The following is an 8,988-nucleotide window of genomic DNA, read 5'->3' as shown; positions in this document are numbered from 1 at the left end:
CCGCGTAGCGGAGGGCGATACCGCCCCTTGGAAGGGAGACGCTTTCTTCGCCGACCGACAGTGAAGGGCCATCGGCCCCCGGCTAGCGCCGGTACTCAAGGGAGGGGTGTGCTCTAGGATTCAAAAAGACAGCCTCTAGTGTTTTTGGTTTTGTAAACTGTCTTTTTGAATCCGGTATAACGTTTTCCCTCTATTGATTTGGTTGGTTCGTCACTATTCGGCGACGACTCAACCCGACCACAGTTAAGTTGCGCCAGGGTAGGTTGGCGAAACCAGCGGATGCAGCAATCGCGTACCTGGCGCAATTCCCTACAGGCGTTTCGGTTTCATTTCACATTTCGATGATGGAGACACTTATCCGTGTGGGTTGTGCTCCAGGATTCAAAAAGACAACCTATGGGGTTTTTGGTTTTGTCAATTGTCTTTTTGCATCCGGCATGAATAGAAAAATCCCAAGCAGCGGGCTTGGGATTTTTGGTGAGGTAGCAGGCTACACCGGCTCGAGCCGAACCTTGGTGTCGTAGAAGACTGCGCTACCGCCTGCGATGTCCGAGAGGGTCACATCCTTGAGCACCGGGTCGACCCGCATGGCCGCATTTGCATGTATACCGGTCGCTCGCCGAGGATCACTGCGCACGACCTTTCCATTCACCTCGATGTTGGCAGCCCCGTAGCTCCAGTGACCATAGCCCAGCGAAAAAGCCACACTGCCGGGGCGGAGTCCGGGCACCACCTTGACCTTGCCGATCATGGGCTTTTTCTGGCCATTACCCAAATCCCAGACTCCCTCAGGATTACTCTTGGAGACCACCTTGACCCTCTGCCCATCGCGCAGCCCCAAGCGCCTGGCGTCCTCTGTTGGAACAGCGATAAAGTTCTCCGGCTGCACGTTGAGTAGCCAGTAGTTGGAGATGGTCCGGCTCTTGGTCATGGTGATGATACGGTGGGTAAGCAGGTTGAGCTCGTAGCCTTCCGCCGCGTCGGCAATAGGCTGGCCGGTTGAATCCAGATAGGCAGGGAAATACGCCGCTAGAGGATAGTAGGGTTGGCCGGTCATGGCATCCTTGGCGCCAGCCTGCTTCTCGAGATACAGATTGACCTGTTTACCGTATTTGTGGGCTACCGTACCATCTTCCAAGAAAGCTTTTTTGAAGTCTTCAAAGCGTCCTCCGCGGTTCATCACATACACCGCACGACGCCAGTGTGCCTCACCAATGGCTGCTTTCCAGCGCTCGAGGTCGAACACGCTCTTGGGCAAGTGGTTACGGGCTTTGGCGAAGTACTCGAGCTCTTCGTCGTCTGCCTCAGGCACGGCCTTGCTGCCATCCTTGGCCTCGCCATAGGCCAGGTTGGCCACCATCTTCAGATAAAAGTCCTCGGGCCGCTTGAAGGGCAGACCACCCACAAAACCCTGCTCACCAAAACCCGGCATGCCCAGCTTCTCGGCAAGGGCCAGGAGCATGGCTTCCATCGAAATGGGTATCTCCTCCCCGAAAACCTTTACCGTCTCAGGAATCGGCGCAATGGTAGGCTGGCGAAGAGGCTGGGTTTTCCAGATTACGTTGGGGTGCGAGCCGTGGAACTCCCACCGCTCAAGGTAAGAGAGGTCTGGAAAGATGTAGTCGGCGTATGCGTAGCTATCCCCCACCACGATGTCCGAGGCCACAATCAGGCCAATCTTATCTGGGTCGAGCATGGCCTCAATCTGGGTATGACCGGCGGGTAGGGCATAGGCTGGAGAGCCCATATAGTGGAATAGAATTTTTACAGGATAGGGATAGCCCTGAGCTGCTGAGGGGAGTACCTCCTGGTAGACATCAGATGCGTTGTAATACCAGGGACGCTTGGCGGGATATCCCTCAAAAATCGTCGTGTTTTCATACTTCACGCCATGACGAATGATGGAGATTCCAAAGGGGGTGAGTTTCCTGGGATGGAGCTCCTTTAGGAAGAAGGGGCCTTCGGCCTTTTCACCCAGTATGTCGTAGGTGCTGTTTTGTACCAGTCCACCCTGCCAGTCGTGGCTACCGATCAGCGCTGCCAGAGTGTACCAGGCAAGCACATTGTAAAAGCCGTTGGTGTGCTGACTAACACCCCGGTGAATATCAATGGCAGCCCGCTTGCCATGGTTGGTGAACTCGTAAGCCAGCCAAGCGATGTCCTCTGGCTGGATGCCGGCGATCCGGGCCCAGCCCTCGAGGCTTTCTTTGTTGGCTTCATCGCGGATTAGTTCCAACACACTCTTGACCCGGATGCCATTCAAGGTCGTATTCACAAACAAATCGCCTACAACGGCTTCCTCCTCGCTTTGCACATCAATACGAGTCGGAATTCCTTTGACTATGGCGATGGGCGGGTCGAACTCGACGGCCGTGTCTTTAACAGTTTTCTGAAAAGCAGGAAGTCCCAGGTCGCTGGCCCGCAGTAGCTTGGCCGGGAAGCCTTTATCGTCGAGTTTGACCAACCAGGCCGCATTGCTCCAGGTCGGCTCACCGACTGACTTTGCGGCAGCCTTGTTGGCTGCCGAGAGGTACTTGCGGTCATAACGGCCCTGTTCCAGAATCCAGCGAATCATCCCCAGGGCAATGGCCGCATCGGTACCGGGCTTGGGAGCAATCCAGCGCGCCGCGTGCGCTACAGCCTTCTGAGCTCGAGGATCAATCACCACAAATTTGAGTCTTCCCTCAGTGACGGCCTGCGTAATGCGGTTAACTCGCAGGGGGGGCCCATAACCACCCTCGTAAACATTGGAACCCACAAAAATAGCAAACTCAGCTCCACTCAGATCGCCTTGCCAGTAGAACTTCTTTCCTCCAGTCCAGTCGAACTTGCCCTTTTTCTCGTCAAAGTCGAGTTGCTCGCTCATAGCCTTGCCGGTGAAGTAGAGCGAGCCCTGGCAAACCGTGGTGTGACCATGCTGGTTAATCGTGCCAAACCCCGAGTCAAAAAACCATTTGAAGAAATCAGTGCGTCCGCCTTTGAGGCGCCCCCAGCTGAAAACCACCTGATTATTTTTGGGGCCCAAATCGGGGTGATCGGGGTCAATCAGGGTATCCAGGTAGTCCTTGAAATCAACCTTGAACTGCTCCACAAGGGCTTTCTTTTTGGCCTTGTCTTTTTCGGCCCAAATGGCATCCACGGCCTTGCCCATAGCCTTCATGACCTTGGGATCGCGCAAAGCCCAGTAGTCCTTGAGAGCAGGATAGTTCCTGGTATCACCTATCGAGGCAAAAATCTGTCCCCCCTCAACGATTTCCCGTATAGCCTCCTCAAATGGAACCTCTACCCACTTACCGCTACCCCGGGGCCCTGCTCTTTTGAGCACCTTGCGGATTCTGTACGGGTCGTAGACGCTCTGAATACCCGACTGCCCCTTTGGACACAGCGCCCCATCTACACGCGCCATACGCTTTAGGTCGGTGTTGTAGGGCAGGTGAGGGTACATGGTCCAGGGCGTAATGGGATTACCGTCAATCTTGGCAGCTACGCCCTCATATAGCTTGACCTTGATAGGGCAGCCGGTATTGCACTGCAAACAAACAGAGTACAAGGTATTCTCGGCCTCTTGGATGGGGTAGCTACCTGGTACGCTTGCAGCCCTGGCCTGCAACGCCTCGGCAGTGTGCTTGCCCAGCAGAGCCCCCCCGCCCCCAATAACCCCCAACTTGAGTAAATCGCGGCGTGGTATTTTTTTCATTGGGTCACCTCAAGTTTCTTTTCACGATTCAAAAACCAAACCACTCCATACGCAATGGCAATGGCCAACGCTACCGAGAAGGCGACCACCGACCACTCAAATAGGGTGGGAAGATAGGTATAGCTCAGGCGACGGTCACGGTAGGCGTTAACCAGGCCCTCGAGCTGGGGCTGTACCTGACTGGGGATGACCAGGTTCAGGCGGACCGACAAAAACATCGAAGATGCCAATAGTCCCGCTATGCCCACAGCCAGCGGGTTACGCGGCCATAGCGCCAAAAGCAGGATAGGTATTATCATGCCCAGCGAAAGATGAAAAATCCAAAACACAAACCAATACGGTCCGAAAAGCACCCCCATCAAGGCCTCAAACTCATGCCCCACCTGATACCACATGGGAATGGAGTACTCGGCCCACTCTATAAGCAAGTACATCAACAAAAGGCCTAGCGTAATTCGCCCTAGCAGCCAAACCCGATCCGTATAGTCTTTATCCTTGCGGCTAAAAAACACTGTTGCGAAGGTCACCAGGGCTATTCCCGAAAGCACACCCCCAAATAAGAACAGAATTGGGAATACCGGACTGTGCCAGAGGCTCTGGGCTACTACCGTGCCAAAAAGCGCGCCGGCGGCTCCGGGGTAGAAGACCACCAGCGGGGTACCGACCATCAGTGCGATGCGGGTAAGGCTCGGAAGGCCGCGCCAAAGACCATATAACGCCAGCACTGTAGCAATGGCGTAGGCCGTGTACAGCCAGACCATCCAGGCCATCATGGAGGAAAAATGGGGTCGTAGAAAGACGTTAAGAACTCGCTCCATGTGACCCAGATCGAACCAAACCGTTACTAAAGCCGCTCCTAGACAGGCCAGCGCGATAGCCAGGGCTAGGGGGGCAACCGGACGAAGGCGCTCTACTCCAAATACGTGGCCCAGCACCGCTACCACAAAAGCACCTGCCGAGAGTCCGGCAAAAAAGATATACGTGGCTACCCATAATCCCCAGGGAATGTAACTCCCATAAGCGGCCAGATCACGGCTGCTGGTAAAGCGCAGGAATACCCCCACCACGCCCACCAGCGCCAGGATTGCAAACAAAATCCAACCTACCGTGCGACTCATGTTTTCCTCCTAGACCAAGTAGTAGACCCGTGGCTCTGTGCCGAGTTCCTCCTTGAGTCGGGTGGCATTCGGCTTATGAATAAGCTGGGAAACCAGTGAGTTGGGGTCGTTGGCATCCCCAAAAAAAGTAGCCCGCCCGATACAGCTTGTTACACACTGTGGAAGCAGCCCGTGCTGCAGACGGTGACGACAAAAGTGGCATTTGCGAGCATTACCCACCGGGCTTTTGTGTCCCTCGGGTTTCCATTCCTTACCATATTCGAACATCGGCAGCTCTTCGTAGGGCATTTTTCCCTGGCCGGGGGTACCGTCGGTCCAGCGGTCGCCAAAATCTGAGGTGCGAGCTTGGTAGGGACAGGCCGTAAGGCAGTATCGGCAGCCAATACAGGCGTTATAGTCAATGTCCACAATGCCATCTTCACTTTTCCAGGTTGCCCCGACCGGGCAGACCGGCACGCAAGGAGGCTTATCACACTGCATGCAAGGACGGGGTGTGAAGCGCCAGGAGACGTTGGGAAACTCACCTATCTGCTCCTCGATAACCGGACGATACACCACCCCTGGCGGAAGCTTGTTTTCCACCGCGCAGGCAATGGTACAGGCGTGGCAACCCACACATTTGCGGGTATCAATTACCATCACCCATTTGGGCGTGACGCCTCGTTGCTGGGCAGCCTCGAGTTCTCGTTGCATCCTTACCAGCACATCTTCGTACTCGAGCTCGGGCTGAATCGGGCCACCTGGCGCTTGGCTGGGTAGTTGCAGCGGTTTCTTAACCTCTTCAGCCTTGACCGCAGCCCCCCCCATCACCATTCCGGCAAAAACCGTACTGGCGAACTTACCCAAGAAGGCCCTGCGGTTTTCTAGATCTTGGGTCTGACTGACACCGTTTTGTGGCATACGCCGCCTCCTGTAACCAAGGCTAGCCGGTATCGAAGGGGCAGTTGTCCTTATGCTTATTACTGCTCACATTACTGATTTTGCGCAATTAAGTTTCAAGCCGTGCTAGATGGGATAAATCAGGTGTGATACTGCCGGAGATGAGTTTGCGACGGTATTGGTAGAAAGGTATCCGCTGCTTTCAGCATGCGTGTGTCCCTGTTTCAACCAAAGTCAAAACTAACCCCGAACTCGTTTTGCAGCCTCACTCACTGCGAATTACATAGCGAAAGCTGACTTCCGCAGTACACAACAAGCGGCCAAAGTGGGGCCTTGCGTACAACGGTGACAACCTCGAGAGAGGTTGGGGGATTTGCTGTTTGGGTTTATTGGTTGATTTTGGGCCACACCCTTCAGTATGACCCTTCACCCGCGAACAAGCCAAAGCTGGTAAAAGTAAAGCCTCGAGCCATGTTGGGGTGGGAAGCTTATTATGGGCCACTCAAAGCTGTGAAACTCTGTACAGGGTCACCAGTACAATGAGCACACCAAATATCTGCTTGATTCGCGCCGGAGGAACGTACAGGCTGGTGAGCCTCGAGCCTAGGTACGACCCCAGGGCGCCAACAAGCAGCAATGTGATAGTCATGCTAGAGTCGAGCCGAGCCGTTTCAAGGTGGGGCAGAAACGAAGAAAAAGAAGGTGGGGTGACCGCAAAGGCGTTGATGCCAGCGGCCTTTTTAGGATCGTGTCCAGTCAGAATAAGCGTGGGCATTAGCAAGAAACCCGGCCCCACGCCCAAAAATCCAGATAGGATCGCGATGGGGGCAGCCAGAACCAGAGCCAGGGTAAAGTTCTCCTTGGCTACCGCTGCCTTGACGGGACGAAACAGGTTGAAGGCCAAGTAAACCACCGCCCCCAGGTAAATCCACCAAACCCACTGCACCTGTACGCGTTGTACCAGCCAAGCCCCCAACGGAGCGAACAAGGTGGTCACCAATGCCAGCAAAAGCGCTTTACGCCAGTCCACATAGCCGCTTTGAGCAAAACCGAACACTGCAAACAGGGCCGTCACCCCATTCAGCAGAAGCGACAATGGCTGCACCTGATGCACTAGATCGGGCAGAAAAAAAGACAGAAAGGGCACCGCAGCAAAAGCCACGCCCAGCCCCAGCATCCCCGAAACTACGGCTAGAACAAACAATCCGCCCACCAGCAAAGCATTCATGGCACCACCTCCCAGGTCCCCTCGAGCTCCACCGCTTGGGCCAAGGTTTGCAGCACCGTGCTGTTGCGCTGGGCCAGCGCCACCAGCTGCTGCAGCCGCTCCTGGGGTGCTGGGCTTTGCAAATGTAGGTTGTAGTGAATCCGCGTCAGGATAGGTGGCTTGTCCTGGCGAGTAGCCTCTAGTTCCACCCGTGCGTCATCAAGTGGAATTCGCGAGGTCTCGGCCACAAACTGCAAACTCGTGAGCAAGCAAGCTCCTGTCGCCGCTAGAAGCGTCTCCACCGGGTTGAAGCCTGCCTCCGTGTCAGCCCGGCGGGCCCCCAGCTCTAGCGCATAAGAGCGAACGAAGGCCCGTGCATGCTGCGCATCTACCCGCTCAACCCGAACTTGATAAGTTTGCACACTCCCTCCTAGAAGCTTATGACCGTTGCGCCCTCGAGGGCATATTCCACAAACTTGTCCCGCGCGTAGGCCAGCCGAAAGCCCCGCTGATTGAAAGTTTCCTCAGCGTTGAGCGCTTTGGCGGTGTTCAAGCATGTGTAGACCGGTACTCCCGCTGCAATAAGCCCATCCAAGGTTGCGTTATAGTCTTCTAGGGCCGGGTTCAAAAGAGCCCTTTCAGCCGGACCAAAGATATACACCTCCAGATCTACGGCCCGTTCTTGCATCACCTGGCGAATCCGCTCAGCAACATGCGAACCCGCCCCTAGTGAGCTTTCGTCGGCGTGGAAAACGTGAATCACTACTTTTCTCATCTTTTTCCTCCTTTTTATATCAATCGTCTTTGATTCAATACTTACTGAATCATAGTGCGCACGCCCTGGTAGCGCAAGGACATCTGTCGGCTTGACCCGGCCGAAGGGAGTCGTTAGACTCGCATCGTGAACAATTCAATCAACATTGATGTAATGGTGCAAGGCTATCAGGCCTTGGCGGATCCAACGCGTTTGCGGATCTTGAAGCTACTTGAACATAGCACGCACTGCGTATGCGAAATCCAAGCAGGGCTAAGAGATATCGCCCCCAATCTATTGTCCCACCACCTGCGGGTGCTACGCGAGGCCGGGCTGGTACATGCAGTCAGGCGGGGGCGCTGGATTGACTACTCGCTGAACGAAGCAACCCTGAAGCAGCTTCGCGAGGCCATACCCCAACCCCAGGCCCATTCCACTCTATGCACCTGTGAGGCGTTATGAACAGCGTACCGCTAAGGCGAACCTCTCCCTGGCTGACGGTAGGGCTGGCGGCCCTGGCCTGGATTGTCCTGTACCGCAGCATCCTGCCTTTCTGGGACTGGGTGGTATACGAGCTTTTGGGACTGGAGGCTCAAACCCGCCTGGGAGAGGCCATTCACTTCTTTCTCTACGACACCAGCAAAATTGTTCTCCTGCTGGTCGCCATCATCTTCGCTGTGGCTGTGCTACGAAGCTTTTTTAGTGTGGAGCGCACTCGAGTCCTGCTGGGTGGGAAGCGCATAGGTCTGGGCAACCTGCTGGCCGCCGGGCTGGGGGTAGTCACACCTTTTTGCTCTTGCAGTGCGGTTCCAGCATTTATCGGCTTTGTCTCGGCAGGGGTTCCGCTGGGCATCACCCTGACCTTTCTTATTGCTAGCCCTATGGTCAACGAGGTGGCTCTGGTGCTGCTCTATACCCTGTTTGGCTGGAAGATTGCCGCACTGTATCTGGTGTCGGGGCTCACACTGGCGGTGGTGGCCGGGCTGGTGCTGGGGCGGATGGGCCTCGAGCGCTACGTCGAGCCTTTTGTGTACCAAAGTGACGACTCCCCACTCTGAAGAGCGGGGCTTCTCGGGCATGATGGAACTGTTTGCACAGCGCCCATCCCCGAAGGCTCCGTCCGAGCCCAGAAAGGACCTTGACTCCGTATCGGCAGGCGAGCGCAATGCTTCTAGCTCTGCCACGGGTGTTCGTTTGGAGTTTTATCCATCGGACTACCCGATGGAACCCCCTACTCCAAGTTTCAAGGTGCGCGGGGAACGCTGTCCCCAAGGAGATTGTACAACACATCCACCGCTCACCATGCTGTGTGCTCTCTCGGAGCACGTGGGGG

At 55.5% G+C, this 8,988-nt stretch carries 8 protein-coding genes; 2 read left to right on the top strand and 6 right to left on the bottom strand.

Annotated elements, in window-relative coordinates; all coding sequences use genetic code 11:
* Window positions 1-490 precede the first annotated feature (490 nt).
* From Mhypo_RS16080 to Mhypo_RS16055, 6 genes are all read right to left on the bottom strand, one after another.
* Window positions 491-3,697 (bottom strand): molybdopterin-dependent oxidoreductase, encoded by a 3,207-nt coding sequence (locus Mhypo_RS16080; protein WP_119342271.1) that lies wholly within the window; start codon window positions 3,695-3,697, stop codon window positions 491-493.
* The gene (gene nrfD, locus Mhypo_RS16075) at window positions 3,694-4,815 is read right to left on the bottom strand and encodes an NrfD/PsrC family molybdoenzyme membrane anchor subunit (protein ID WP_119342270.1); all 1,122 of its coding nucleotides are present in this window, start codon (window positions 4,813-4,815) and stop codon (window positions 3,694-3,696) included. The genes Mhypo_RS16080 and nrfD overlap by 4 nt, the downstream gene beginning before the upstream one ends.
* Before the next feature lie 9 nt (window positions 4,816-4,824).
* The gene (locus tag Mhypo_RS16070; protein WP_119342269.1) at window positions 4,825-5,715 is read right to left on the bottom strand and encodes a 4Fe-4S dicluster domain-containing protein; all 891 of its coding nucleotides are present in this window, start codon (window positions 5,713-5,715) and stop codon (window positions 4,825-4,827) included.
* Between the two features lie 481 nt (window positions 5,716-6,196).
* On the bottom strand, window positions 6,197-6,922 hold the full coding sequence (locus Mhypo_RS16065) for a sulfite exporter TauE/SafE family protein (protein WP_119342268.1): 726 nt from the start codon (window positions 6,920-6,922) through the stop codon (window positions 6,197-6,199).
* A complete protein-coding gene (locus Mhypo_RS16060) occupies window positions 6,919-7,323 on the bottom strand; it encodes an OsmC family protein (RefSeq protein WP_119342267.1) in 405 nt (134 codons plus the stop codon). The genes Mhypo_RS16065 and Mhypo_RS16060 overlap by 4 nt, the downstream gene beginning before the upstream one ends.
* 8 nt (window positions 7,324-7,331) lie before the next feature.
* A complete protein-coding gene (locus tag Mhypo_RS16055; RefSeq protein WP_119342266.1) occupies window positions 7,332-7,676 on the bottom strand; it encodes a DsrE family protein in 345 nt (114 codons plus the stop codon).
* 153 nt (window positions 7,677-7,829) lie between these two features.
* Here Mhypo_RS16055 and Mhypo_RS16050 point away from each other — a divergent pair, with 153 nt between their 5' ends.
* Both Mhypo_RS16050 and Mhypo_RS16045 read left to right on the top strand, forming a co-directional pair.
* Window positions 7,830-8,117 carry an ArsR/SmtB family transcription factor gene (locus Mhypo_RS16050; protein ID WP_240637295.1) on the top strand — a complete coding sequence of 96 codons (288 nt, stop codon included), beginning with the start codon at window positions 7,830-7,832 and terminating at the stop codon, window positions 8,115-8,117.
* The gene (locus Mhypo_RS16045; protein ID WP_119342265.1) at window positions 8,114-8,713 is read left to right on the top strand and encodes a permease; all 600 of its coding nucleotides are present in this window, start codon (window positions 8,114-8,116) and stop codon (window positions 8,711-8,713) included. Before Mhypo_RS16050 ends, Mhypo_RS16045 begins: the two co-directional genes overlap by 4 nt.
* The last annotated feature ends 275 nt before the right edge of the window (window positions 8,714-8,988 follow it).

It is taken from the genome of Meiothermus hypogaeus, from assembly GCF_003574035.1.
Taxonomy (GTDB): Bacteria; Deinococcota; Deinococci; order Deinococcales; family Thermaceae; genus Meiothermus; species Meiothermus hypogaeus.
This window is presented reverse-complemented; position numbering and strand designations above follow the sequence as displayed.